Source organism: Nitratireductor sp. (assembly GCF_017794765.1).
Classification (GTDB): Bacteria; Pseudomonadota; Alphaproteobacteria; order Rhizobiales; family Rhizobiaceae; genus Nitratireductor.
In genome coordinates this window covers 3,235,914-3,258,598 of record NZ_CP051236.1, presented here as the reverse complement: position 1 = coordinate 3,258,598, position 22,685 = coordinate 3,235,914, and the positions used below count along the sequence as shown (strand labels likewise).

The following is a 22,685-nucleotide window of genomic DNA, read 5'->3' as shown; positions in this document are numbered from 1 at the left end:
TTATGTCAAATGCCGGTGACAAAATCTCGCAAGGGAAATCGCAAGTGGTGATGAGAACGGAACCGAAACAGAGCACGTTATTTGTTGCTTCAATTGAAAAGGGGATGCGAATTCTGTCGGTATTTGGAGCCAACCGGGCAGAATTGAGTCTTACTGAACTTTCGGAAATTCTAGGAGTTGATAAGAGTACGGTGCAGAGATTTACGTATACGTTTCAAGAGCTTGGGTATCTTGACCGAGATCCCGAAACAAAGAGATTTCGACCTTCTCTAAAGCTGTTGGAACTTTCCGCGGCTTATCTCTGGTCAGATCCGCTTATCCCTCTGGCAATGCCGAAACTCGTAGAATTTAGCCGTGCTCTTGGCGAAAGAGTGAATGCAGCAAGGCTGAACGGATCGAACATTGTATTTGTGATAAGAATCCCTACACAAATGACTAGTCTGGGTGCGATGTTGGTTGGCAAAAGCGTCCAGGCGCTTTCTACGTCTTCCGGGAGAATCCTGGTCGCTCACCTGTCAGAAAATGACAGGAAGCAGGCTATAGCAACCTGGCCTCTGGACCAGCTAACTCCATGTACCACCATGGACAGGGCCAAAATTGAAGCTGATATCAACGATGCACTTACAAGAGGCTACGGTATGACGATCAGCGAAGGCATCATGAACGAAATTGGTATCGCCGCCCCTGTTTTCAATACAGCGAGGAAACCCGTTGCCACCGTGCAGTGCTCAGTTTCAAGCCTAAAATGGAAAGTCGAAGCTGTCAGGCAGGAAATTGCTCCTCGATTAATTGAAATTGCCAATTCAATTGTTGTTCCGCGCTAAAAAACGAAAAATTCAATTGACCCACTTTGACCTGCTCCCCTGAATGTACCCATTCATAGGCTAGCGCTGTTCACGTTGTGGTCCATTCGTGACCGGGTTGCAAACTCGTTCGGGGTGAGGCCGTCGAGGCTCGTGTGGGGTCGGTTCAGGTTGTAGTCGATCCTCCATTCTTCGATGATCTCGCGGGCATGCCGGTAGCTGCGGAACAGATGTTCGTTAAGGCACTCGTCACGCAGTCGACCGTTGAACGATTCCACGAAGCCATTCTGCATGGGTTTGCCCGGGGCGATGTAGTGCCATTCGACACCACGATCCGCCTGCCAGGCAAGGATGGCGTTCGACGTCAGTTCTGTCCCGTTGTCGCTGACCACCATGCAGGGGTGGCCGCGCCGTTCGGCGATCGCATCCAGTTCGCGGGCAACCCGTTCACCCGAGAGTGAGTTATCGATCACCGTTGCCAGGCATTCCCGGCTGAAGTCATCGATGACACACAGGATGGGGAAGCGACGGCCGTCGACCAGCGTGTCCGACACGAAGTCGAGGCTCCATCTCTGGTTCGGATCCCGCGGGACCGCCATCGGCGCTCGCGTGCCCGAAGCTCGCTTGCGGCCGCCGCGTTTGCGCACTGTCAGCCGCTCTTCCTTGCAGATTCGATAGAGCTTCTTCCGGTTCACCGCGATGCCCTCCCGCTTCAAAAGCAGGTGCAGGCGACGATAACCGAACCGCCGCCGTTCCGACGACAGCTCACGCAATCGCTCTCGAAGGCCGGCATCGTCCGGCCGGCTCGACTGGTAACGGAAGACGCGCGGCGCAATGCCAACCAGGGCACAGGCCCGCTGCTGAGAATAGTCCTTCATCTCGATTGCCCAACTCACGGCTTTCCTCCTGGAGCCGGGCGTCAGAAGCGTCCGCAGGCTCACTCGAACGCATGGCGTTCGCCCGCTCCCATTGTCAGCATCTCGCGGAGCGTCGATACATCCATCATCTGCTCCGCCAGAAGCTTCTTCAGCTTCGCATTCTCTTCCTCGAGCGCCTTCAACCGCCTGGCGTCCGATACGTCCATGCCGCCGTACTTCTTGCGCCAGGTGTAGAACGTCGCATCAGAGATGCCGTGCTTGCGGCACAGTTCAGCTGGCCTCATGCCCGCCTGATGTTCCTTCAAAATGCCGATGATCTGTTCTTCCGAGAACCGTGACCGTTTCATTGCCTGTATCCTGCGTTGAGGAACAGGCTAACCCAAAATCGGGAACATCTCAGGGGAGAAGGTCACCGGTCGCCCGCATTATCGGGGGGATTTCGCATGCACCGATCTGCCGGCGCATTTTGATCTGGCCATCGGTAATCCGCCGTTTTTGGACCGGACCGTGCGCTCCGACCGCGCCTATCGTTCGATGGGTCTGCGTCTGCATGACTATTTCATCTCCCGTCGATCGACTTTCTTAAACCCGGCGCGCTCGCAGCCTTCGTCACCTCGTCGGGCACGATGGACAAGGCGGAAGCCACGGCGCGCGAGCACATCGACAGGTCGGCCGAACTCATCGCCGCGATCCGCTTGCCCGAACGCAGTTTTCGAGCCGATGCCGGAACCGATGTCGTCGTCGGCATTCTGTTCTTCCGCAAGCGCAACCCGGGCGAGCCGCGGCGCGACGCAAGCTGGTTAGATCTCGCCGGGGTCGTTCCCGCGAGCGAGGACAGCGACGCCATCCGCGTCAACCGCTGGTTCGGGAGCATCCCAACCACGTGCTCGACCGACACGCGACGACATCCGGCCCCTTCGACGAGACCTATACCTGTCTGCCGAGTGACAGCGATCTCCAAGCCGCGCTGGACGCTGCCATCCATCCCTTCCGGAAGTCCTTTATGACGGTGAACCTGAGACGATCGATATTGATCTCGAACTTGGGACTACCCTGACCGATGTCGTCAGTCCTGAGGATGGGCATGTCGGCAAGGGCAGTTTTGTCTTCGACACCTCGAGAGGTCTGATGCAGGTGCTCGACAGCAAGCCTGCGCCGGTCTCCTTCCGCATGGGCCGGTCCGGCGATGGGCTTTCGGAGAAACAGATCAACATCGTCAGGAAGCTGATCCCCGTGCGTATCGCCTGGTCGAGCTTCGTGCGGGATTTCGGGCCGATCAATCACACCAGTGTGTTGATCACCGAGAACCAGGCGACGGGGGAGACCCGGGAAACGCATTGCTGCCCGAACCTTCACCCTTTGCTGAACGATCCGGACTGCTGGCTGGTCGCCTCCATCGAAAATTATAATCTCGCTACGGATACCGCGAAGCCCGGCCCGCTCATTTTCGAGCGGGTCATCGCTCCACCGTCACCGCCCCTAATCACCAATGCCGCCGATGCGCTCGCCGTCGTCCTCAACAAACGTGGCCATGTCGATATCGACCATATTGCCGAACTGCTGCACGAGGCCCGCGAGACCGTGATCGAGGTGCCTGGCAGCGCGATCTACCGCGATCCGACGGATGGGTCATGGCGGATGTCCGACGCCTAGGCTTCGAGCCTCGTGGCGCTGTCGAGCCCTGCCTGAACCAGATTCAGCGGCAGGCGGCGTCCGCTCGCCCAGGAGCGCATCACATGCCCGGCGACCCGTTCGCGGGAGACGCTATCACTCCGCCTTATGCCAAGTTCGGCGCACACGGCTTCGATGGCATTCTCCATCGCGGCCATTTCATCTGCATCGTAGATGCCAGCGCTTTTGTGCAGTACTCCAGGCTTGGCCATGTCCGGCCCTCCTCTGCCGTGGGAAGTTGCAGTCGGCGTGTGTTACCTCCAGTGCCGTCGTCTGCTTGTCCTTCGCCTTACACGGTAACAGGTTTATTTCCCGTGTCTATTATGGCGAATCTTTGTTGCGTGCCCGCGACGGGGTCGCAAAAAAAATCGAGAGGGCGTGAACCTTTCCTTTTCCTCCTGCGACAGATGGGCATCGGACGGCTGCAGCGGCCGGCCACCAATCGCAAAGGAGGATGATGAAATGTCCCTGAAACGCACCATCGCAAAAGGCCTGATGGCCATCGCCCTTGTCGCTACGGCGCTTTCGGCCGTCAGCGTCGAAAGCCGTGCGGGCAGTCTGTCTCCGGGCGAGGCTGCGGCCATCGCCGGGCTTGGCGGCTTCATCGCCGGTGGTCTGATTGCCGATTCACGCGCCCGTTACTACGGTCCTGCGCCGGTCTATGGTCGAGCGTCGGCCTGGGATAGGCATGTGGCGCGCTGCTATGCGCGCTACCGCTCCTATGACGAGTACAGCGACACCTTCCTTGGATATGACGGCTACCGCCATCGTTGTCGCCTGTGAGCTGTTCACACCCGGGCGCTGCGTGGTTACCTGATTTGATCGCGCTGCCTCCGCCCGAAGTGCAAATCCGGGTCGGTCGTGAACGTGGCCTGCCCGGATTTTGTCCGTTTTGCAGCGGCGAAACTGTGAACCAATGACGGGATCCTGCGTTGTACAGCCGATGATGTGCGGCGGACCGGGTGATTGCGGCAAAGCTTGGGCGCAATGCGTGTTTGAGACGGTCATCCTGTTTGATTTGAGATTGCCGGGTTTCCGCACCACCTTTTTCTCGCCGACCTGGTTTCCGGCTCCCCCAAAACTGTCAAACGGGGATCGGGTTGGCATGAACACAGCAAAGGAGTTTCCTCCATGAAAAAAATCCTCGCAGTCCTCGCCACTTCCGGTTTTCTCACGCTCTCGGCCTATGCCGCCGAAGTTCAGGGAACCGTGGCTTCCATCGACGTGGCGACCAGAACGATCGCTCTCGATGACGGTACGGTCTACACCGCCGGTGAGGGCGTCGATCTCGCCAGTGTCGCAGCCGGAGCCTCGGTAACGCTGACGATTGATGATGCGACAAACGAGGTGACATCCATCGAAGCGCAAATGTAACCCTGCCCGTCGTCTTCCGGACGGGGAGCCGGTCTCCACAGGAGGCCGGCTTCATTGTTCGGGTTTGTCCTTTCGGAACAAACTGTCATAAAACAATGCTAAGGGGGCTTTCGAGAAGGGAATCGGTCCGGTTCCCTTGCCTGATGTATTGATGACCGGAGGCGGAATTTCATGAAGATTGCAGTTCTTGGCGGCGATGGGTTCGTCGGCTGGCCGACCTCGCTCCACCTGTCGGCCCGTGGGCACGAAGTCCACATTATCGACAATCTGTCACGGCGGTGGATCGACACCGAGCTCGGGGTTCAGTCATTGACGCCGATGGATTCCATCCAGGAACGCACACGCATCTGGCATCAGGAAACGGGCCGGCGTATCCGCTTCCACCTGATCGATCTGGCGCGCGACTACGATGTGCTGAAATCCTGGCTCGCCGAACATCGCCCCGACGCCATCGTCCATTTCGCCGAACAGCGTGCTGCGCCCTATTCGATGAAAAGCGACCGCCACAAGAACTACACGGTCAACAACAACGTCAACGCCACCCACAATCTGCTCAACGCAATGACGGAGATAGGCCTCGATGCTCATCTGGTCCATCTGGGCACGATGGGCGTTTATGGATACTCCTCGGTTGGCGCGGCAATTCCTGAAGGTTATCTCCCGGTCGGCGTCGAGACACTGTCGGGAGAGACGGCATCGCAGGAGATCCTTTACCCGACCAATCCGGGCTCCATCTACCACATGACGAAGTCGCTTGATCAGCTTCTCTTCCAGTTCTACGCCAAGAATGACGGGGTGCGCATCACCGATCTGCACCAGGGCATCGTCTGGGGCACGCACACGGAAGAGACGAAACTTCATGCCCAGCTCATCAATCGGTTCGACTATGACGGTGATTACGGAACCGTGCTTAACCGCTTCCTGATCCAGGCGGCGATCGGCTATCCGCTGACCGTACATGGCACGGGCGGCCAGACGCGCGCCTTCATCCACATTCAGGATTCAGTGCGCTGCGTGGAGATCGCATTGAACAACCCACCGAAGCGCGGCGATCGTGTGGAAATCTTCAACCAGATGACGGAAACGCATCGTGTGCGTGATCTGGCCGAACTCATCGCCCGCATGACCGGCGCGAAGGTCGCCTATCTGCCAAACCCGCGCAAGGAAGCGGCGGAAAACGATCTGGTGGTGAGAAACGACAAATTCCTGTCGCTCGGTCTCAATCCGATCACGCTGGAGGAGGGGCTTCTGGCCGAGGTCGTCGATGTGGCGAAGAAATTCGATTACCGCGTCGACCGTTCCCGCATTCCGGCCGTGTCCGCCTGGACCAAGGACATTGCGCCCACCATCGAGCGCGATCCGGAAGGCAAGCGGCTGAAGAGTGTTGGGTGAGCGACGGCATCGATGTCGAAACATGCCTATGTGACGCTCGTCACGAATGAAGACTATGCGATGGGCGCGCTGGCTCTGGTCCGCTCGTTGCGGCTGACGGAAACCGATGCCGACATAGTGGTGATGCACACTGGCGGCGCCCCTGCTGAAGCGCTCCAGCCTTTGGCGAAAATGGGGGCTCGGCTTGTGCGGGCAGAACTTCTTCCAACTTCGGATGCCTTTAACGAGCGACACCAGCGGGCCAGGCTTCACGCAAATGCCCCCTTTACCAAGGGGAACAAGCCGAGTTTTCACACTCCGCTCGACAATTTCGCCAAGCTCAGGCTGTGGCAGTTGACCGAGTATGAGCGGGTCGTGTTCATCGACGCGGATGCGGTGGTGGTGCGCAACATTGACCGGTTGTTCTTCTATCCGGAGTTTTCCGCCGCGCCCAATGTCTACGAGAGCCTCACGGACTTTCACCGGTTGAATTCCGGGGTGTTTGTGGCAACCCCTTCGGCAGCGACATTCGCCTCCATGCTTAAACGGCTGGATGAACCCGATGCGTTCTGGCGGCGGACCGACCAGACCTTTTTGCAGGCGTATTTTCCGCACTGGCACGGTCTGCCGGTGTTTTTCAACATGCTGCAATATGTGTGGTTCAACCTCCCGGCGCTCTGGGACTGGAACTCTGTTTCCGTGGTTCACTATCAGTATGAAAAACCCTGGGAGCAGGATCATCCGAAAGCCGCGGAGCTGGGTCCTCTGATCGATCTTTGGCACGCCTTCCATTCGGGTGAGAAAATTCCCGATGTTGAGACGCTGGCGAATCCTTCGCCATGAGTGCGCCTCACAGCATCGTGTCTGGCGGGACCGGGCTGGTCGGGCGTTTCATTGTCGAGGCGCTGCTCGCTGCCGGTCATCGGGTGACGGTGCTTGGGCGAAATGCACCGCCGGAAGGCTTTTTTTCAAGAAGCGTCGCCTTTGCTCCAGTTGAGCTTGAACCAACATCCGTTTCTACGGCGCTGTTCGAGGGAACGGATTTTTTCGTGCATGCTGCCTTCGACCATGCACCGGGGAAATACCGGGGCGGAGAGGGCGACGATGCCGAGGGGTTTCGCCGGCGTAATCTCGAGGGAAGCGTTGCGATGTTTCGAGCAGCGCGAGTGGCGGGCGTGGCGCGAACGGTGTTTCTTTCGACACGGGCCGTCTATGGGCAGCGCGATCCGGGGGCGATGCTCGATGAGACTGATGTTTGCTGTCCTGACACGCTCTATGGCGAGGTGAAACTTGCCGCTGAAGAAGCGCTTTCCCAGTTCTCCGGAGATGGTTTTGCCGGCGTGAGCCTGCGGGTCACCGGTGTGTACGGGCCGGTCGGGAATGGACGGTCACACAAATGGGAGAGCCTCTTTGCGGACTATCTGGCAGGCCGTGAGATTGCACCGCGTATCGCGACGGAGGTTCATGGCGAGGATGTCGGAGCGGCTGTCCGCATGATGTTGACCTTGCCGGCGGAACAAATTGCGTCGGGGCGCTTCAATGTGTCGGATCTGATCCTTGATCGCCGTGAACTTCTGGCGCTGGTAGCGCGCGAGACCGGCCGTGGCAATCCATTGCCGCCAGCCGCTGATCGAGATGCAGTCAACGCCATGAAAACGGACCGCCTTCGTGCACTTGGGTGGACGCCAGGTGGGTGGGCGTTGCTGGAACGATCAGTGCCCCTGCTGTTAGGCAGGCGTTAACCGTTCCGTGGTTTGTGGGGCGGGGGTGCGACGGCCAACTTCATGTGTTGATTCAAGTTGTTCACGTGTTGATTCAGGTCGCTCTTGCGATGAGTCTGTTTGTTGCGGCAAGTGTCTGAAGAGGAATCGAATTCTTCAGTTCCTTGTGGTGGGTCAACGCTTGTCCCAACGCTGAAATTCACTGCTCCTTTGCCCACATGCCCGCAAGTCCGCAACGCGGTCAGGGCCGCAATCTTTCCAAACGAATTGCCTGCGCTAAAGCGGTGTCTGTTGCATTTGCAGGTGCAACTCGGATCCGTCGTAGGGGCTGGCCTGTGCGATGGCTTCATCAAGTTCGACACCAAGGCCGGGCTCGCTCGACGGAATGACAAAACCATCCTCCCAGAGGATTTTCTTTTTCAGCAATTGCGCGTGAAAACCATCGAAGGTGCGGATTGCTTCCAGAAGCAGGAAATTGGGAAGGGTGGTGGCAAGTTGAATGTTGGCGGCGGCGACGATCGGGCCGCAATAGCAATGCGGTGCGACCTGGACGTGATGCGCCTCCGCCATCGCGGCGATTTTCTTCGTTTCAAGCAGGCCGCCTGACCGGCCAAGATTGGGCTGAAAGATGCCAGCGGCGCCGAGGCTGAGAAGCTGTGCAAACTCATACTTTGTTGTCAGGCGTTCGCCAGTGGCGATGGGGATACTGGTGCCACGAGCCACCTGAGCCATGGCTTCCGGAGTGTCTGGAGGCACTGGCTCTTCGAACCAGAGCGGATCGTAGGGTTCCAACGCATGGGCCATCCGAATTGCGCCGGAGGGTGTGAACTGACCATGGGTGCCAAAAAGTATGTCGGCGCGCCCACCGATAGCCTCGCGCACGGCAGCAACCATGCGTGTCGACAGGTCGATGTCGCTCTGCCGCGGCTGACGACCGCCGAAGGCGGTGTATGGGCCTGCCGGATCGAACTTGATCGCGTCAAAACCCTGTGCAAGGCAGGCCAATGCGGCTTCAGCCGCAAGGTCAGGATCGTTATAGACGTTGCGTTCGCTATCCGTTTCGTCCGGAACGGCGCTGCCGGTGTCGGGGTAGAGATAGGTATAGCTGCGAAGCCGCTCATGCACCTTTCCGCCGAGCAGCTTGTAGACCGGTTTGCCAGCCTCTTTGCCGATGATGTCCCAGCACGCCATTTCGAGAGCGGAGACGCAGCCCATCAGTGTTGGATCGGGTCGCTGGCTGAAGCCGGAGGAATAGGTGCGACGAAAGAAAGTTTCGATGTCATGAGGATCGTGGCCGACCAGATATCGCTCGGCCACTTCTTCGATCATGTGCGCGGTGAGATGTGGACCGAAGGCGGCGGAATACGCTTCGCCATAGCCGACCACGCCGCCATCAGTGACAAGCTTTACAAAAATGAAGTAGCGTCCGCCGACATGCGGGGGCGGGTTCGCGGTGACGAAGGTTTTGGCTTCGGCGATCTTCATTCAAAGGTCACCACGTTGCGCAGGGCCTGTCCGTTTTTCACAGCAGAAATTGCTTCGTTGATGTCTTCCAGCCTGTAGCGGGTGGTGATGAGTTCATCGAGCTTCAGGCGACCCTTCTGATAGTGCTCCACAAGGATGGGGATGTCGTGGCGGAGCCGTGTTTCGCCCATCTTGGAACCGATGATCTTCTGGTTGAGAGCCGCAAGTTTCCCGGGGTCATAGGGGATGCGCACGCCATTGGCCGGCATGCCGACCACAATGACGGAGCCATTGCGGGTGATGTAACGCGGGGCGCTCTGTAGTGCTGCCTCGACGCCGACCGTGACAAATACGAAATCCACGCCACGCCCATCTGTCAGTGTTTTGATCGCTTTCGCGTGATCGGGCGAGGCCGGGCTGAACGCGTGGGTGGCGCCGAACTCTCGGGCCGCCGCCAGCTTGTCGTCGCTGAGGTCAAGTGCAATGACCGGGCTTGCGCCGGCGAGTGCGGCGCCCTGAATGGCGTTCAGCCCGACGCCACCACATCCGATGACAGCCACAGCATGGCCCGCTGACACGCGAGCCGTGTTGACGACCGCCCCAAAGCCGGTGATGACGCCGCAGGCAAGAAGCGATGCGACGTCGAACGGCATATCGCCTGGCACATGGGCGAGCTGGCTTTCATGAACGACCACTTTCTCTGCGAACGCGCCTGTGCGTAAACCCTGTTCGCAGGCGCTGCCGTCGGCAAGGGTGAGAGGTCCCTGCTGGTCGAGCGGGAAAATCTCCTCGCACATGACGAGGCTTTGACGCGCACAATAGTGGCAATGGCCACAGGAGCGGATGAGCGTAACGACGACATGATCGCCTGGCACAACGTCATTGACCCCAGGGCCCACCGCTGAAACGACGCCGGCCGCCTCATGACCATAGACCGCCGGAAGATCACCACCCCAGGCACCTTCGGCATACGAAATATCGGAGTGGCAAATGGCGCAGGCCTTCAGATCGACGAGAACTTCGCCTCGACGAGGTGGAGCGAGCTCAAGTGTTTCTATCGAGAGGGGTTTGCCAAACTCCCGGCAGACGGCGGCCTTGATCTGCATAGAAACCTCGCTGGAATGCCTGTAGCCCGGATTAAAGACGCAAGTCGGCTATGGGTGCAACGCAGATACGACATCAAACGGGAACCATGCGTCAATGGAAGAGGTGCCATGCGCGAGCGCTTGTTGACCGGTGACGGTCTCGACGATAGGCCGGATGTAAATCAAAAAGGGGAACTACAGACGATGATTGCACCGGAAACACCCACTGGAGACCTGACGTTACGCACGCAGGCGATGCCCGGTGACGCCAACGCCGCTGGCGATATTTTCGGCGGCTGGGTGATGGCGCAAATGGATCTAGCGAGCGGTATCCGTGCTGCTGAACGCGCGCACGGTCGCGTGGTCACCGCCGGTGTGAAGGAAATGGCCTTTGCCAAGCCGATGAAGGTGGGCGACACGCTGTGCATCTACACCCATATTGAAGGGGTGGGGCGAACATCGATCCGGCTCAAGGTCGAAGCGTGGGCGCAGCGATATCTTTCGCCGACCATGGAAATGGTCACCCATGCGGATTTCGTTATGGTGGCGCTCGATGCCAATGGCAAGCCCACACCGGTCCCGCCGGAAGATTGAGGCTCACGCCTGCGGTGATGCTTCGATCTTTGTGGCGAGCACGCGATCGATCCGGCGATTGTCCAGATCCATGATTTCAAAACGCCAGCCCATGGCATCGGTGCTTTCGCCGGTCTTCGGCAGATGCGTGAATTCGTTGAGCAGGAAGCCAGCGAGCGTGGTGTAGGTACGCTCTGCCGGGAGATTGAAGCCCAGATGGTCTGCCATTTCGTCAGCGGGCATGGAGCCGGGGAGCAGCCAGGAGCCGTCTGCGCGTTCGACGATATCCAGCTCACCTTCCTCGGCATCCGCACGAAAGATGCCCGCGATCGCCTCGAGAATATCGGACGGGGTGATTATGCCTTCGAAATGGCCATGTTCATCGTGCACCAGCGCCATCGGAATGGCTGCCTCTCGAAGAACGGAGAGTACGTTGAGCGCGTCGGCCATGTCGTGAACGATCGGAGCCGGGAGAACATGGGCCCGGATGTCCAGTGGTTCTCCCGATAGTTGAGCAGCCAGCAGATCGCGCAACTTGACGACGCCGGTGATCTCGTCGACGGACCCATCACCGGCCGGCAGGAGAGAGTGGCCGGAGCTTTTGACGTCTTCTGCCAGTGCCGCTTCGTCTGCGGAGAGATCCAGCCAGTCGATCTCGCCACGAGGGGTCATGATCGCGCGCGCCTTGCGGTCGGCGAGCCTCATGACACCGGCAATCATGCGCCGCTCATCGGATTCAATGGTGCCGCTGGTTTCTGCTTCGGCAATGAGCGTGCGGATTTCCTCATCTGTTACGCGCTGGCTCGATTCCGCGCTTTGGCCGAGCAATGCCAGGACCAGACGGCCCGACACATCAAGCAGCCACACGAGCGGAAGGGTGATGCGCGACAGGAGCCCCATGATCGGTGCAACCTTGACGGCGATGCCCTCTGCGTTCTTGAGCGCGATCTGCTTTGGAACGAGTTCGCCGACGATCAGCGACACATAGGTGATAAGGGCCACAACCAGGCCAACGCCGAGCGGGTTTGCCAGGCTTTCCGAGACACCCTGCAAGATGAGCCAGTCGGACAGGCGTGTTCCGAGCGTCGCACCGGAGAAGGCTCCGGAGAGCACACCGACCAGTGTAATGCCGATCTGGACCGTGGAAAGGAAACGTCCGGGATCAGCCGAGAGGGCGAGGGCCCGTGCGGCACCGCGCTGACCCTGATCCGCCCGGGATTTCAACCGGGCGGGTCTGGCCGAAACAACAGCCAGTTCCGACATGGCCATGAAACCATTGAAGATGATGAGGACGAAGAGAATGGCGATTTCAATAATGAGCATGGAAGCTGTTTAGCACTCCCGGATGAAGGGCGCGAGACTGCTTTGTGGGCAGGGAAAACGCTATTTGCAGGCGCGGTAGCCGTTGCGGCGGCCCTTTAGATCAAAATGGAAATGGTCGCGGTGATCGTAGTTGTACCCGGGGCCGAGAACGGTGGTGAAATAGTCGCACCCTTCGGCACGGACCGAGTTCAGCAGGCCGCGTTCGCGGAAGGCGAAGAAGCCCGGCTTGCGCACATCGATCTCGCGGCCGTTCTTCAGCTCGATGCTCATAACGTCGAGTGCATTGCCTTTGGAATGCTCCGAAGCGACACTGGTGCCGGCAATGCGCCGGCAGGAATAGCTTGAGCCCTGCCGGATTTTTCCGATGCCGGTGAGATAGCGTTTGCGCGCGGCCGGCGCGAGCTCGTTTTTCGTCCAGCGGGCGAATGTCTCTGCCATCTGACAATTGAGCGTGGCGGCGGGCGCCATTTCGATATTGCCCGACAGGCCACTGACCTTGACGGGCCAGTCGATGCGGCAGGCTCCTCCGTCGTTGATGGGCTCAAGGTCCTGATACTTGACGCCAAGACGTTTGAGCCGACGACGGCAGGCGATTTCTTCTGCTGGCATGACACGCGGCGAGCTTTCACTGCGCGGCAGGGTCATGCGTGGATAGGAAACCATCATCGGGTTTGACGGAACGAGCGCCTGCAACCCCCTGGTACTTTCGGGGGCGGGAGTGGAAACAGTGGGTGTCGCCACCTGCGGAACCGGCGCAGCGGGAGCGGGTGCTAGCTGTGCCACTGGCACGGCAGCAGTCTGGACGCCGATATCCACGGATGGGCGGGGTGACATCACATCGCTGACAGAGCATGCAGAAAGAGCCAACAGCGTGGCAGCCGCGGCGGCGCGCAGAAAAGGTGCACGTAATGGCGTTGCAACAGGGTTGCCAACACGAATACCGACCATGAACACGCCCCGTCGACCTTGCACGCTTCCAGAAGGAGAGTAGCCTAGCCAGACAAGGTAAAGGAAAGGTCAGCGGGGGCATTCAGACCTGTGACCTCATTATGGCGTGCCGAAAACGGCAGCTATTTGCAGTAGAGATAGTCGTTGCGGCGCTTCTGAAGATCCAGATGAAAATGCGTCGCGTGATCGGCATTGGTGCCTGGACCGAGAACGGTCTTGAAAGGGCCGCAGGCAGCGGTGCGGAAGGCATCGAGAAACCTGGCGGTTCCGCTTCTCGGATTTGATTGCCGAGCTACGTTGAGTCTGGTGCCATCCGCCAGGTCGAAAGCGGCTATATCCAAGGCATTTCCAAAGGCGTGCTCAGAGAGTTTTTCCAACCCGGCACGTGTCCGGCAGACATAAGCAGATACATGTCGAACGGTGGCGACCGGCTGCTTGAGGTGACGCCTGGCGAGTGAAGGAACTTTGTCTGTGAAAAAACGCGCGAGTGTGAGAGCCGTCGCGCAATTGAGTGTTGCCTTTGGCTTCAATGCAATTTTCCGGGAGAGACGTTCGATAACGAGCGGGTGAGCGATCGAGCAACCGCGCGCCTCCGATATGGGGGTCTGCTCGGAATAAGAAACGCCCAGTTTAGCCAGGGCGCGGCGGCAGGCGATTTCTTTTGCGGGCAAACGGCCTGGCGTCTGGGGCGGCGGGCGTTTCTGTGGTTTGGTCTTCATGGGCGGACGCGGGGAGGGAATGGGAACGATGACCGACATCTCCGACCGCTGCAGTTCGCCGCGGCTCTTTGGTATGGGGCCTGTGGCCGGCAGGGGGACCGAGGCGGCCCTTTCGGCTGCATGAGCGTTGTTCAGGGGGTCCGTGAAGAGCAGGGCGCAGAGCAGTATGGCCGGCAGCGCACTTCGAACAGCTAAAAGAGCGATCATGCTGGATGTTTGCCGCAACCCCGGCTGATCGGGAAATAACGGTGTGTTTCGAAGTGTTCACGATGCGCCGAGTGCATCCAGGCCATCGATCAGCCAGTCATAAAGCATCGGCATTCCGAGGAGATAAGTGGCCACGTTCCTGGCGCCATGCTGCCGCGCATCCGTGACGGCGGTTGACCATTCCTTCACATCGTAGTCGCCGCGCCCCACCCATGCCAGCGCTATCAATTCAGCAATCTCATCCACATTGAGATCAGCCACCAGTTCTCGAAATTCCTCTTCGGTGAGGTCTTCCTCCTCTTCCTCGATCAGCCCGTCATGCTGGTGCCGATCGCGGGCATCGCCATCGATCTCAATTTCGTGCTCGTGACCATCGTCATAGTCTGTATTGAGCGCGGCGCTGATTGCGCGCGCCTTGCCTGCCAGAAAGCGCACGGTTTCCGGGTCAATGGTCAGCGCCCATTCGCGCTCAACAGGCTTCTGCATGAGCTTCTCCTCCGGCACTCCGAAGGTATGATAACGCAGAACGTGCGGAAAGCACGACGGATTGTTTAGCTCCTGTTCAGGCCACGCTGCGTTGCCGGTTGCGCAGAGCCGGAACGATTTCGACTGCCAGAATGGCTGCAAAGATCAGGCCGCAACCGGCGAGACCGAGCGCCGGTAACCGCTCACCGAGAAAGATCGCCCCGAAAAGTGCGGCGAAGACTGCTTCCGTGGACAGGAAAATCGCGGCTTGCGGGGCTGTTGTATAGCGCTGGCCGATAACCTGGAGCGTGAAGGCTATGCCGCCGGAGAAAATGCCAGCGTAGAGGATTTCAGGCATGGCAATGAGAATCGCGGATAACTCGATCGTCTCGATAAGGCCGGCGGCAGCAAGGGCGATGACGGCTGTTATGCCGAACTGGGTGACGGACAGCGTGATGGGGCGGCCGGTATGACTTGCGCTTCTGCCAATCATGATCACCTGGAGGGCCCAGAAGAGTGCGCAAAGGATGGTCAGCCAGTCGCCGGTGGTGAGTGCCACGCTGCCTGCGCCTGACAGCAACCAGATCCCCGCAAGCGCGGAAAGGGCGGCCGGCCAGACCACGAGGTGTGGCCACTGGCGGAACAGAAGAACCGCCAGAAACGGCACCATGACAACGTAGAGGCCGGTGAGGAAACCGGAATTGGTAACGCTGGTGGTCAGGAGGCCAACCTGCTGCGCGGCCATGCCAGCGAAGAGGAGCAGACCGATCAGCAGGAAATTCCGCTTGTCGTTGAAGGTGAGGGATCTTGTGCTGCGCCGGGCTTCCCACATGGCAAAAGGCAGCATGGAAAGACAGGCAATGGCGAAGCGCAGACCGATGAACAGGAACGGGCCGATGGCATCCATTGCGGTCGACTGGGCGACGAAGCCCATGCCCCACATTGCGCCTGCAAGAAGCAATAGAAGATTGGCCTGAACCCGTGTCATACGCCCACCCGGACTGAGGAAATTGCGCATGTCTTACGGAGCTGGCGCTGGCCGCACAAGGGCCGTAGCGCTTGACTCCTGTGGGCCAGTTTCGGGGTGCATTACTCCGAACGGAATATACGGATGATCTCGCCCCGGCGCTTGTCCGTCAAAAGCCAGAGCGAGCCGTCAGGTGCAACATTCACATCCCGTATCCGTCCGAAAGCTCCCTTGAAAAGACGCTCTTCACCGAGAATGTTGCCGTTCTCATCCCGATCGAGGCGGGCGACGAGGTGGTATTTGAGCGCCGCAACAAAGAAATCCCCCTGCCATTCGGGAAACATTTCGCCCTGATAAACTGCGGTGCCGGAAGGCGCGATGGACGGGTCCCAGTAGTATTCAGGTTGTTCGTAGCCCGGCGCTTCGCTGCCGACGCCGATTCTCGTGCCACTGTAGTTGACGCCATAAGAAATGACCGGCCAGCCATAGTTCTTTCCGGCCTCGGGGCGATTGACCTCATCACCACCGCGGGCGCCGTGCTCGACCGTCCAGATCGCGCGGGTCACAGGGTCGAAGACGGCACCCTGCGGATTGCGATGCCCCATGGACCAGATTTCAGGCGCGGTGTCTGCGCTGCCGGCGAAGGGATTGTCTTCAGGGACAGAGCCGTCGGGGTTGATCCTGAGTACCGAACCGGCGTGGTCGGCGGGATCCTGTGCCCGGTCGCCTTGTCCGCGGTCGCCAATGGTGAAAAACAGCGTGCCGTCGGGATGGAGCACGATGCGCGAGCCGAAATGTTGACCTGCCGTGGTTTTGCGATTCATGGAAAAAATTGTCGTGACGTCCTCAAGACGGGCATCCGCGCCATTTCTTACAAGCCGTGCGCGGGCAATGGCCGTGCCGGCTCCGTCTTCGCCAGGTTCTGAAAAAGAGAGAAAAATCGTTCCTGTTTCGGCGAAATCCGGCGAAACGGCGACATCCAGCAACCCGCCCTGACCGACAATGGCGACCTCGGGCACACCGGCGATGGGGGCTGAGAGGGAGCCCGCGGAGAAGAGCCGCAACTGGCCCGGGCGTTCCGTCACGAGCGCGCTTCCATCGGGCAGAAAATCAAGACCCCAGGGATTGGAAAGGCCACGTGCGAGAGTTTCAGCCTCGACCGTCACCGCCTGGGTGGTAAAGGTCTTGGCGGCGGCGACACCTGGCCAGGCAAGAAGACCGGCGGCCAGGGCGGTTCGAAGGATCTGGTCTTGCATCAGCGGGTCTCCCATTGTCGCATTCATCTTGAGATAGGTTATGAACGCTGTCGAACAAGGCGAAACAACGGGGCGCAATTGAGGGGGAGACGGAACACGCAAAAATTTGCGTGAAAATCGTCACCGGCTTGTTATATTGGGAGAAGTCATACGAAACGGTTCCGTAGGCAGACGCTTTCGGACCGTTTCTTTTTATGTCTGCACCGGCGGCAGGACGACGCTTCGCGTAAGGCGTGTGGGGTCTTCCTGCCTTCATGTCTGGAAGGTGAATGAAATGAACAAGGTCCCTATGACGCTTGCCGGAGCCGCGGCGTTGAAGGAAGAGCTGCGTTGGCGCCAGCAGGAAGAGCGGCCACGTATCATTGAGGCGATCGCGGAGGCGCGCGCCCATGGCGACCTTTCGGAGAATGCGGAGTATCACGCTGCCAAGGAGGCGCAGAGCCTCAACGAAGGCCGCATCGGCGAACTGGAAGATCTGATCGCGCGCGCCGAGGTCATCGACGTGACGAAGCTCTCCGGCGATACGATTAAATTCGGCGCCACGGTGATGCTGGTCGATGAAGACACCGAAGAGGAGAAGACCTATCAGATCGTCGGCGACCAGGAAGCCGATGTGAAGGCGGGCCGTATTTCCATTTCCTCGCCCATCGCGCGGGCGCTGATCGGCAAGGCTGTGGGGGACTCCATCGAGGTGAATGCTCCCGGCGGCGCGCGCGGCTATGAGGTGGTGGAAATCCGCTACGGCTGATCATCATGTCCGGCAAAACGCCCGAAAGCGGCCTCCGGCTCCGCGTCCGTGATGTGGATGTGGTGGCCCCCAATTTCAAAAAGCGGCTTTCGGGCGTGACCAGCACCATCGTGCAGCTTGTTCCAGAACAGTCGAAGACACTCGCCATAGCGACATTGGGACCGGGACTGCCCGACTCACTGCCCAAACTGCGCTGGTGGCAGGTGCCGGGGCTTCTGCGCAGGCCGGCCAACCGGCCTTTTCGCATATGGCATGCGCGGCGCAACCCGGAGATGCTGGCTGGCGTGATTTTGCGGGATGTCTTTCGCGCGCCGCTGAAGCTCGTTTTCACCTCCGCTTCGCAACGCGAGCACACGCGCTGGACCCGGTTTCTGATCTGTCGCATGGACCGGGTGGTGGCCACCAGCCGGAAATCTGCGGGTTACCTCAAGGTCGAAAGCCGTGTGGTCATGCACGGGATCGACACGCACCGTTTTTCACCACCCTCGAGCCCCGAGACGGGAGCGATCGCGGTGGGCATGGCAGGCGACCAGCGCTATGTCGGATGTTTTGGCCGGGTACGGCGCCAGAAGGGGACCGACCTCTTCGTGGATGCGATGATCGCGCTTCTGCCGGACCGTCCCGGCTGGTCGGCCATCATCGCCGGCCAGGCGACCGGGCCGCATGTAGACTTTGAGAGAGAACTGAAGGAGCGCGTGCGGGGAGCCGGGCTCGCAGACCGAGTGCATTTCGTTGGCACCCGCCCACAAATTCCGGCCTGGTATCAGGCGCTTTCGCTGTTCATCGCACCGCAGCGCTGGGAAGGTTTTGGGCTCACTCCACTTGAAGCGATGGCGTCAGGAGTCCCGGTTGTCGCCACGGATGTGGGGGCGTTTTCGGAGCAGCTGGAGGACAGCGAAGCGGGCACCCTGGTGCCTGTCGACGATCTGGATGCGATGATTGCTGCTGCAGCACGCTACATGGATGACGAAAAGCTGCGCGGCATCGCTGCAAATGCTGCACTTCAGCATGCGCGCTCGCGTTTTCCGCTGGAAGGCGAAGCGAATGCGCTTAATGCGCTTTACGAAGAACTCTGGCATGAGGCCACCACGTGAAGATCGAAGGTTTCATCGTCCATCTTGAGCGCGCGACAGCGCGTCGCCCACAAGTGGAGCACCTGATGGCGAGCCTGCCCGTTGAAAGCCATGTGGTGGACGCCGTCGATGGTCAGGAACTCGGCGACGAGGAGATCGGGCGGCACTACGTGAAGGGGTTGCATCATCCGGATTATCCCTTTGTGCTGAAACAATCCGAGATTGCCTGTTTTCTTTCTCACCGGAAGGTGTGGCGCATGATCGTGGAGCGCGGGCTCGATGCGGGGCTGATCGTCGAGGACGACGTGGCTCTCCAGATGCCGTTTTTCGGGCGTTGCCTCGAGCTTGCCAGGCGGGGCTGTACGGGCAAGGCATATGTGCAGTTTCGCATAAGCCCGGTTCGGGGCAAGGTGCAGGAAGTGGCGCGGGAGGGAGAGATCCGTCTCGTTGCGCCTGAAGTCTCGCAGCTTGGCACTGTTGCGCAGCTTGTGACACGCGAAGCTGCAGAGCATCTTCTCGCTCTGAGCGACCATTTCGATCGACCGGTCGACACGTTTCTGCAATTGCGCTGGGTGACAGGGATTGCACCTTTGTGTGTGGTGCCTTCGGGCATCAGCGACCAGTCAGCCGAGATCGGGGGCAGCACGGTCAGCGCATCGGGGAAGGTGAAGCGCAGCATCAGCGAGCGAATTCGCAGAGAATGGAAGCGTTTCGCATATCGGAGCAAAGTGCGAAAATATTCTCGCGGCTGGCAGGCAACCGGGGTGAAACGGCAGTGAAGACGCTTGTCATCAATCTGGAACGTGAAACGGCCCGCCTCGGGCATATGCGCAAGGTCTTTGGCGAGCAGGGGCTGGATTTCACGGTGGTCAAGGCGGTGGATGCAAAACTCCTTTCACAGGAGGAGCTGAAGGTCGGGCGAACCGGAACACCCCGCTTCTACGAACTGGGGGCAGGCGAGATTGCCTGCTTTCTCTCACATCGGAAATGCTGGGAGATCGCGGCTCAGAGTGATGATGCCTACACGGTCATCTGTGAGGACGATATTTTTCTCGGGGAGAATGCGTCAGCCATTTTCGGCGATGAGAGCTGGATACCCGCCGACGCAGGTGTCGTGAGGCTGGAGGCATGCCGGCCGAAGACGCTGATTGGAAAGGCGGCAGTCTCTACGGTTGCTGGTCGAAAGGTGCATCCTCTGCGCGTGGCACATGCGGGCGCTGGCGCGTATCTTATATCTCGGAGTTGTGCGCAAGTATTGCATGCCAATTCCCGTGCGTTCTGCGACCCCGTTGACCAGTTTCTTTACAGCTCCCGTTCTTTCTGTGATGACAGTCTTGTAATTTACCAAGTCAACCCATCACCTGCTATCCAAGAGGTTTTTCTGAGAAAGGATAGAATTCTTGGTAGTTCTCTTTTTGGAGAACGTTTCGATATCGAATCAATTAAACAAAAAAAATCATCAAAAATCTTAATCCTAAATAAAACTAATAAGGTATTTAAAAAAATATTCAGAAAATTTTCAGAAGTTATTGATAATATATTTACAGATGATAGATGGGTTCGGATTGGTTTTAGGTGATCGTATTGCGTTTTTTGCTTACACGTTGAAGCGCTGCAGAAGGGTTGCCAAAGGTGAGCCGCTCGGTGGTCGCTGAGATTTTAGACCAGCGCTCCTGAGAACTTCATTCCATAGGTGGACAGTCTTGGTTCGTTCCGTGCAGAACTCATCTAGGTTCCTGTGGGCATCATACAGGATTGGCGCCTCGCGGAAGTCGATGGGGTAAAAAACGTCGCGGGGGGCTGCAAGGTCGAATACCCCGTGCTTTCTTGCGAGATAGGTTATGGCTTTTGGACCGAATGAACCCCAGGGAAGAGCCGCGGGACTGATTGTTTTGCCAAGAAGGTGATGCGCCAAGCGTAGACGTACAACGTCTCGAGTTCGGGTCCAAGGCGGGATACTGGCGTTGTCGAAGAAGGCCAAGGTCTCTTCCACGATGGGGTGTCCCTTTCTTGCGTAAAGAATCGCTCCGTTTATGTGCGTATTACTCTCCTTTCCGATCACGATGTCTTCCAAATGCGTGACAGGCTTCAAGCAAATCATGTCGAGGTCAGCCCACAGCCCAAGGCCTTCCTGTTGCAGTCTGAACCGGAAATAATCCGAGGCTAGAGCGAACGATCCCGTTTTGTGATGGCGTAGCTCTGATATTCTCTGTCCAGGTACGACTTTTTCAGCGTTCGCCTCCTGGACGCCGAAGGGGGTGTTCTTGACATGGTCATATGAATGCAGAACAACCTTGTGCCCCGCTTCGAGAAAGCTCAGAGCTGACATGATCTCTATCGGACCAAGCTCGCCACCAATCCAGAGCATGTTTACTTGCGGTAGTGTTTCATTTTGGCGTGATGCTTCGAGTGTCATATGGATTATTGCCTCAATGGGGCTTCGATGATTTTCAGACTGACTGATGAGAGAAAATGATTATCTATCTGATAAATCTGTCGCGCTCTAGCGATCGTTTGGAGCGTATGCAGGAACTATGTGTCGACGCCGGCCTGGAACTCGCCCGTGTGGAAGGGGTTGACGGGCGAGAACTGAGCGCTGATGACATAGATAAGGTGGTCGTCGGTGAAAGCCGCTGGGGCAAGCTGACACCTGGGGAAGTTGGCTGCTTTTTGGGCCACCGCAAATGTTGGGAGGCGCTTGTAAAGGAAGGGGCTCAATATGCAGTTGTCTTGGAGGATGACGTCGTATTCGGTGAGGATGTCGCCGCCGTCTTCGGGAGTTCTGATTGGATTCCTAAGGACGCAGATATCGTCAAGCTTGAGGCGGCCGATGAGCGACTTTACTTGGATACCAAGGCAAGCTCATTAAAAAATGGACGTCGAATTCGACGTCTTCGCACATCGCATTTTTGCGCTGCTGGGTATGTTGTCTCACTCTCCTGTGCTCAGCGCTTGCTGGCAGCCAGTGAAACTTTTTCCGAGCCCGTTGATGACTTCTTGTTCAACGTTTCTTCTCCCCTGTTTGATAATCTGGTTATCTATCAACTCGAACCTGCAATTTGCATACAGCAGGCCGCATTGTTCGCTCCAGATTCGCCCGAGAGGATCGTGTCTTGCATTGAAGGTCGAGAAAAGAAGGTTCGAAGGCGGCTTGGCACCTTCGAACGGTTTGTTCAGTCCGTATTCAAGAGGCGCCGTTCGGTGGTCAATCGTACTTTGTCTTTGATCGGGAGGCGTGAGCGGACAAAAGTTGGGTTTCGCTGATCATGCGCCCTTCGAGGAGAATTGACCTCTCCAGCAACTGGCCAAGGCGCATATTTGCGTTTTGGTTTGGACCGGCAGAAATGTCTGAGCGCAGGCGAGCTTGCCTTGAGACGTTTCACAACTCTGAGTGTCGCGCGCACCTTGTTACAGCTGAAACGCTTGATAGTTTTGAAGTTTTAGAAAACCCATTTCACCCTGCGTTCCAGTTTTTATCTCCGATCCATCAATCCGACTATCTGCGCGCTTACTTCATGCATTATTTCGGCGGGGGCTACGCAGATATCAAAGCCATTTCTCACTCCTGGATCCCCGCGTTTGCCGCCGTTGAAAAAGGAAACGCCCTTGGTGCTGGCTATGCGGAGGTAGTGGGAGGTGTTGCAAGAATTCATGAAACCAAACCGTTGGGCAATTACTATTTTCTCGACCGAAGTGTTTCAGCCCTCGAAATAACTTTGCGCTATCGGCATCTGAAGCTGAGGCGTGGTGTTCTTATTGGCAACGGAGCATTCATTTTCCGCCCCGGAACCGAATTCACCAAACGGTGGCTTTCAATAGTCGAGAAGAGGCTTGATCTTCTTCTTCCACATCTTAAGGCCAATCCGGCGCGATACCCGAAAGAGGTTCCCGGCGTCGATTATGGCGATGGGCCATCACGTTATCCGGTGCCATGGAGCTTTCTTCTCGGCGATGTGCTTGCGCCCCTGACCCTGCAATACCATCCGCGTATCCTGCAGGTGGTTCCGGCACCGGACTTTGATAATTACGAATAGCCGAC

The 22,685-nt window shown here is 58.2% G+C and carries 23 protein-coding genes and 2 pseudogenes; 14 read left to right on the top strand and 11 right to left on the bottom strand.

Annotated elements, in window-relative coordinates:
* Positions 1-50 precede the first annotated feature (50 nt).
* Positions 51-824 carry an IclR family transcriptional regulator gene (locus HF949_RS15390; protein ID WP_292896710.1) on the top strand — a complete coding sequence of 258 codons (774 nt, stop codon included), beginning with the start codon at positions 51-53 and terminating at the stop codon, positions 822-824.
* Between the two features lie 53 nt (positions 825-877).
* Here HF949_RS15390 and HF949_RS15385 read toward each other — a convergent pair.
* A pseudogene (locus tag HF949_RS15385) lies at positions 878-2,028 on the bottom strand (IS3 family transposase).
* An 85-nt stretch (positions 2,029-2,113) separates the two neighbouring features.
* Between HF949_RS15385 and HF949_RS15380 the strand changes: the two are divergent.
* Positions 2,114-3,331, top strand: a pseudogene (locus HF949_RS15380) (lactate dehydrogenase); the annotation flags it as partial.
* Here HF949_RS15380 and HF949_RS15375 read toward each other — a convergent pair.
* Complete coding sequence (locus HF949_RS15375; RefSeq protein ID WP_292896708.1) at positions 3,331-3,564, bottom strand: hypothetical protein; 234 nt, start codon at positions 3,562-3,564, stop codon at positions 3,331-3,333. The pseudogene HF949_RS15380 and the gene HF949_RS15375 overlap by 1 nt on opposite strands.
* A 250-nt stretch (positions 3,565-3,814) precedes the next feature.
* Here HF949_RS15375 and HF949_RS15370 point away from each other — a divergent pair, with 250 nt between their 5' ends.
* From HF949_RS15370 to HF949_RS15350, 5 genes are all read left to right on the top strand, one after another.
* Positions 3,815-4,135: a BA14K family protein gene (locus HF949_RS15370; protein WP_292896706.1), complete on the top strand. Its 321-nt coding sequence runs from the start codon at positions 3,815-3,817 to the stop codon at positions 4,133-4,135.
* Positions 4,136-4,483: 348 nt separating this feature from the next.
* The gene (locus HF949_RS15365; protein ID WP_292896704.1) at positions 4,484-4,726 is read left to right on the top strand and encodes a DUF1344 domain-containing protein; all 243 of its coding nucleotides are present in this window, start codon (positions 4,484-4,486) and stop codon (positions 4,724-4,726) included.
* A 171-nt stretch (positions 4,727-4,897) separates the two neighbouring features.
* Entirely contained in the window at positions 4,898-6,118 is a 1,221-nt protein-coding gene (locus HF949_RS15360; protein ID WP_223021205.1) for an NAD-dependent epimerase/dehydratase family protein, read from the top strand.
* 12 nt (positions 6,119-6,130) lie between these two features.
* Positions 6,131-6,940 carry a glycosyltransferase gene (locus HF949_RS15355; protein ID WP_292896699.1) on the top strand — a complete coding sequence of 270 codons (810 nt, stop codon included), beginning with the start codon at positions 6,131-6,133 and terminating at the stop codon, positions 6,938-6,940.
* Positions 6,937-7,839, top strand: coding sequence for an NAD-dependent epimerase/dehydratase family protein (locus HF949_RS15350; protein WP_292896697.1), 903 nt, complete (start codon positions 6,937-6,939; stop codon positions 7,837-7,839). The genes HF949_RS15355 and HF949_RS15350 overlap by 4 nt, the downstream gene beginning before the upstream one ends.
* A gap of 255 nt (positions 7,840-8,094) precedes the next feature.
* On the opposite strand, the gene HF949_RS15345 is transcribed toward HF949_RS15350, so the two are convergent.
* A complete protein-coding gene (locus HF949_RS15345; RefSeq protein WP_292896695.1) occupies positions 8,095-9,303 on the bottom strand; it encodes a mandelate racemase/muconate lactonizing enzyme family protein in 1,209 nt (402 codons plus the stop codon).
* Positions 9,300-10,388, bottom strand: a complete 1,089-nt coding sequence (locus tag HF949_RS15340; RefSeq protein WP_292896693.1) for a Zn-dependent alcohol dehydrogenase — start codon at positions 10,386-10,388, stop codon at positions 9,300-9,302. The genes HF949_RS15345 and HF949_RS15340 overlap by 4 nt, the downstream gene beginning before the upstream one ends.
* A gap of 183 nt (positions 10,389-10,571) precedes the next feature.
* Here HF949_RS15340 and HF949_RS15335 point away from each other — a divergent pair, with 183 nt between their 5' ends.
* Positions 10,572-10,961 carry an acyl-CoA thioesterase gene (locus HF949_RS15335; RefSeq protein WP_292900244.1) on the top strand — a complete coding sequence of 130 codons (390 nt, stop codon included), beginning with the start codon at positions 10,572-10,574 and terminating at the stop codon, positions 10,959-10,961.
* A 3-nt stretch (positions 10,962-10,964) separates the two neighbouring features.
* Here the strand turns inward: HF949_RS15335 and HF949_RS15330 are convergent, their stop codons facing one another.
* From HF949_RS15330 to HF949_RS15305, 6 genes are all read right to left on the bottom strand, one after another.
* Positions 10,965-12,263: a hemolysin family protein gene (locus tag HF949_RS15330; RefSeq protein ID WP_292896691.1), complete on the bottom strand. Its 1,299-nt coding sequence runs from the start codon at positions 12,261-12,263 to the stop codon at positions 10,965-10,967.
* A 60-nt stretch (positions 12,264-12,323) separates the two neighbouring features.
* Complete coding sequence (locus HF949_RS15325; protein WP_292896689.1) at positions 12,324-13,211, bottom strand: extensin-like domain-containing protein; 888 nt, start codon at positions 13,209-13,211, stop codon at positions 12,324-12,326.
* A 122-nt stretch (positions 13,212-13,333) separates the two neighbouring features.
* Entirely contained in the window at positions 13,334-13,969 is a 636-nt protein-coding gene (locus HF949_RS15320; protein ID WP_292896687.1) for an extensin-like domain-containing protein, read from the bottom strand.
* A 225-nt stretch (positions 13,970-14,194) separates the two neighbouring features.
* Positions 14,195-14,623, bottom strand: a complete 429-nt coding sequence (locus HF949_RS15315) for a DUF3775 domain-containing protein (RefSeq protein ID WP_292896685.1) — start codon at positions 14,621-14,623, stop codon at positions 14,195-14,197.
* 76 nt (positions 14,624-14,699) lie between these two features.
* Entirely contained in the window at positions 14,700-15,590 is an 891-nt protein-coding gene (locus tag HF949_RS15310; protein ID WP_292896684.1) for a DMT family transporter, read from the bottom strand.
* 101 nt (positions 15,591-15,691) lie between these two features.
* Positions 15,692-16,825 (bottom strand): PQQ-dependent sugar dehydrogenase, encoded by a 1,134-nt coding sequence (locus tag HF949_RS15305; RefSeq protein ID WP_292896683.1) that lies wholly within the window; start codon positions 16,823-16,825, stop codon positions 15,692-15,694.
* A gap of 274 nt (positions 16,826-17,099) precedes the next feature.
* On the opposite strand from HF949_RS15305, the gene greA reads away from it, so the two are divergent.
* Genes greA through HF949_RS15285 form a run of 4 tightly spaced genes read left to right on the top strand, consistent with a single transcriptional unit; the run spans position 17,100 to position 20,225 of the window.
* On the top strand, positions 17,100-17,573 hold the full coding sequence (gene greA, locus HF949_RS15300; RefSeq protein ID WP_229448749.1) for a transcription elongation factor GreA: 474 nt from the start codon (positions 17,100-17,102) through the stop codon (positions 17,571-17,573).
* 5 nt (positions 17,574-17,578) lie between these two features.
* On the top strand, positions 17,579-18,667 hold the full coding sequence (locus HF949_RS15295; RefSeq protein WP_292896680.1) for a glycosyltransferase family 4 protein: 1,089 nt from the start codon (positions 17,579-17,581) through the stop codon (positions 18,665-18,667).
* Complete coding sequence (locus HF949_RS15290; RefSeq protein ID WP_292896678.1) at positions 18,664-19,425, top strand: glycosyltransferase family 25 protein; 762 nt, start codon at positions 18,664-18,666, stop codon at positions 19,423-19,425. The genes HF949_RS15295 and HF949_RS15290 overlap by 4 nt, the downstream gene beginning before the upstream one ends.
* Positions 19,347-20,225 carry a glycosyltransferase family 25 protein gene (locus HF949_RS15285; protein WP_292896676.1) on the top strand — a complete coding sequence of 293 codons (879 nt, stop codon included), beginning with the start codon at positions 19,347-19,349 and terminating at the stop codon, positions 20,223-20,225. Before HF949_RS15290 ends, HF949_RS15285 begins: the two co-directional genes overlap by 79 nt.
* 18 nt (positions 20,226-20,243) lie before the next feature.
* On the opposite strand, the gene HF949_RS15280 is transcribed toward HF949_RS15285, so the two are convergent.
* Positions 20,244-21,062, bottom strand: a complete 819-nt coding sequence (locus tag HF949_RS15280; protein WP_292896674.1) for a hypothetical protein — start codon at positions 21,060-21,062, stop codon at positions 20,244-20,246.
* Between the two features lie 56 nt (positions 21,063-21,118).
* On the opposite strand from HF949_RS15280, the gene HF949_RS15275 reads away from it, so the two are divergent.
* Entirely contained in the window at positions 21,119-21,910 is a 792-nt protein-coding gene (locus HF949_RS15275; protein ID WP_292896672.1) for a glycosyltransferase family 25 protein, read from the top strand.
* Between the two features lie 80 nt (positions 21,911-21,990).
* The gene (locus HF949_RS15270) at positions 21,991-22,680 is read left to right on the top strand and encodes a hypothetical protein (protein WP_292896670.1); all 690 of its coding nucleotides are present in this window, start codon (positions 21,991-21,993) and stop codon (positions 22,678-22,680) included.
* Positions 22,681-22,685: the final 5 nt, after the last annotated feature.

Coding starts and splice junctions, on each gene's coding strand:
- HF949_RS15390 (WP_292896710.1), top strand. CDS start 51: ATGAGAACGGAACCGAAACAGAGCACGTTATTTGTTGCTTCAATTGAA.
- HF949_RS15375 (WP_292896708.1), bottom strand. CDS start 3,564: ATGGCCAAGCCTGGAGTACTGCACAAAAGCGCTGGCATCTACGATGCA.
- HF949_RS15370 (WP_292896706.1), top strand. CDS start 3,815: ATGTCCCTGAAACGCACCATCGCAAAAGGCCTGATGGCCATCGCCCTT.
- HF949_RS15365 (WP_292896704.1), top strand. CDS start 4,484: ATGAAAAAAATCCTCGCAGTCCTCGCCACTTCCGGTTTTCTCACGCTC.
- HF949_RS15360 (WP_223021205.1), top strand. CDS start 4,898: ATGAAGATTGCAGTTCTTGGCGGCGATGGGTTCGTCGGCTGGCCGACC.
- HF949_RS15355 (WP_292896699.1), top strand. CDS start 6,131: ATGTCGAAACATGCCTATGTGACGCTCGTCACGAATGAAGACTATGCG.
- HF949_RS15350 (WP_292896697.1), top strand. CDS start 6,937: ATGAGTGCGCCTCACAGCATCGTGTCTGGCGGGACCGGGCTGGTCGGG.
- HF949_RS15345 (WP_292896695.1), bottom strand. CDS start 9,303: ATGAAGATCGCCGAAGCCAAAACCTTCGTCACCGCGAACCCGCCCCCG.
- HF949_RS15340 (WP_292896693.1), bottom strand. CDS start 10,388: ATGCAGATCAAGGCCGCCGTCTGCCGGGAGTTTGGCAAACCCCTCTCG.
- HF949_RS15335 (WP_292900244.1), top strand. CDS start 10,572: ATGATTGCACCGGAAACACCCACTGGAGACCTGACGTTACGCACGCAG.
- HF949_RS15330 (WP_292896691.1), bottom strand. CDS start 12,263: ATGCTCATTATTGAAATCGCCATTCTCTTCGTCCTCATCATCTTCAAT.
- HF949_RS15325 (WP_292896689.1), bottom strand. CDS start 13,211: ATGGTCGGTATTCGTGTTGGCAACCCTGTTGCAACGCCATTACGTGCA.
- HF949_RS15320 (WP_292896687.1), bottom strand. CDS start 13,969: ATGTCGGTCATCGTTCCCATTCCCTCCCCGCGTCCGCCCATGAAGACC.
- HF949_RS15315 (WP_292896685.1), bottom strand. CDS start 14,623: ATGCAGAAGCCTGTTGAGCGCGAATGGGCGCTGACCATTGACCCGGAA.
- HF949_RS15310 (WP_292896684.1), bottom strand. CDS start 15,590: ATGACACGGGTTCAGGCCAATCTTCTATTGCTTCTTGCAGGCGCAATG.
- HF949_RS15305 (WP_292896683.1), bottom strand. CDS start 16,825: ATGCAAGACCAGATCCTTCGAACCGCCCTGGCCGCCGGTCTTCTTGCC.
- greA (WP_229448749.1), top strand. CDS start 17,100: ATGAACAAGGTCCCTATGACGCTTGCCGGAGCCGCGGCGTTGAAGGAA.
- HF949_RS15295 (WP_292896680.1), top strand. CDS start 17,579: ATGTCCGGCAAAACGCCCGAAAGCGGCCTCCGGCTCCGCGTCCGTGAT.
- HF949_RS15285 (WP_292896676.1), top strand. CDS start 19,347: ATGGAAGCGTTTCGCATATCGGAGCAAAGTGCGAAAATATTCTCGCGG.
- HF949_RS15280 (WP_292896674.1), bottom strand. CDS start 21,062: ATGACACTCGAAGCATCACGCCAAAATGAAACACTACCGCAAGTAAAC.
- HF949_RS15275 (WP_292896672.1), top strand. CDS start 21,119: ATGATTATCTATCTGATAAATCTGTCGCGCTCTAGCGATCGTTTGGAG.
- HF949_RS15270 (WP_292896670.1), top strand. CDS start 21,991: ATGTCTGAGCGCAGGCGAGCTTGCCTTGAGACGTTTCACAACTCTGAG.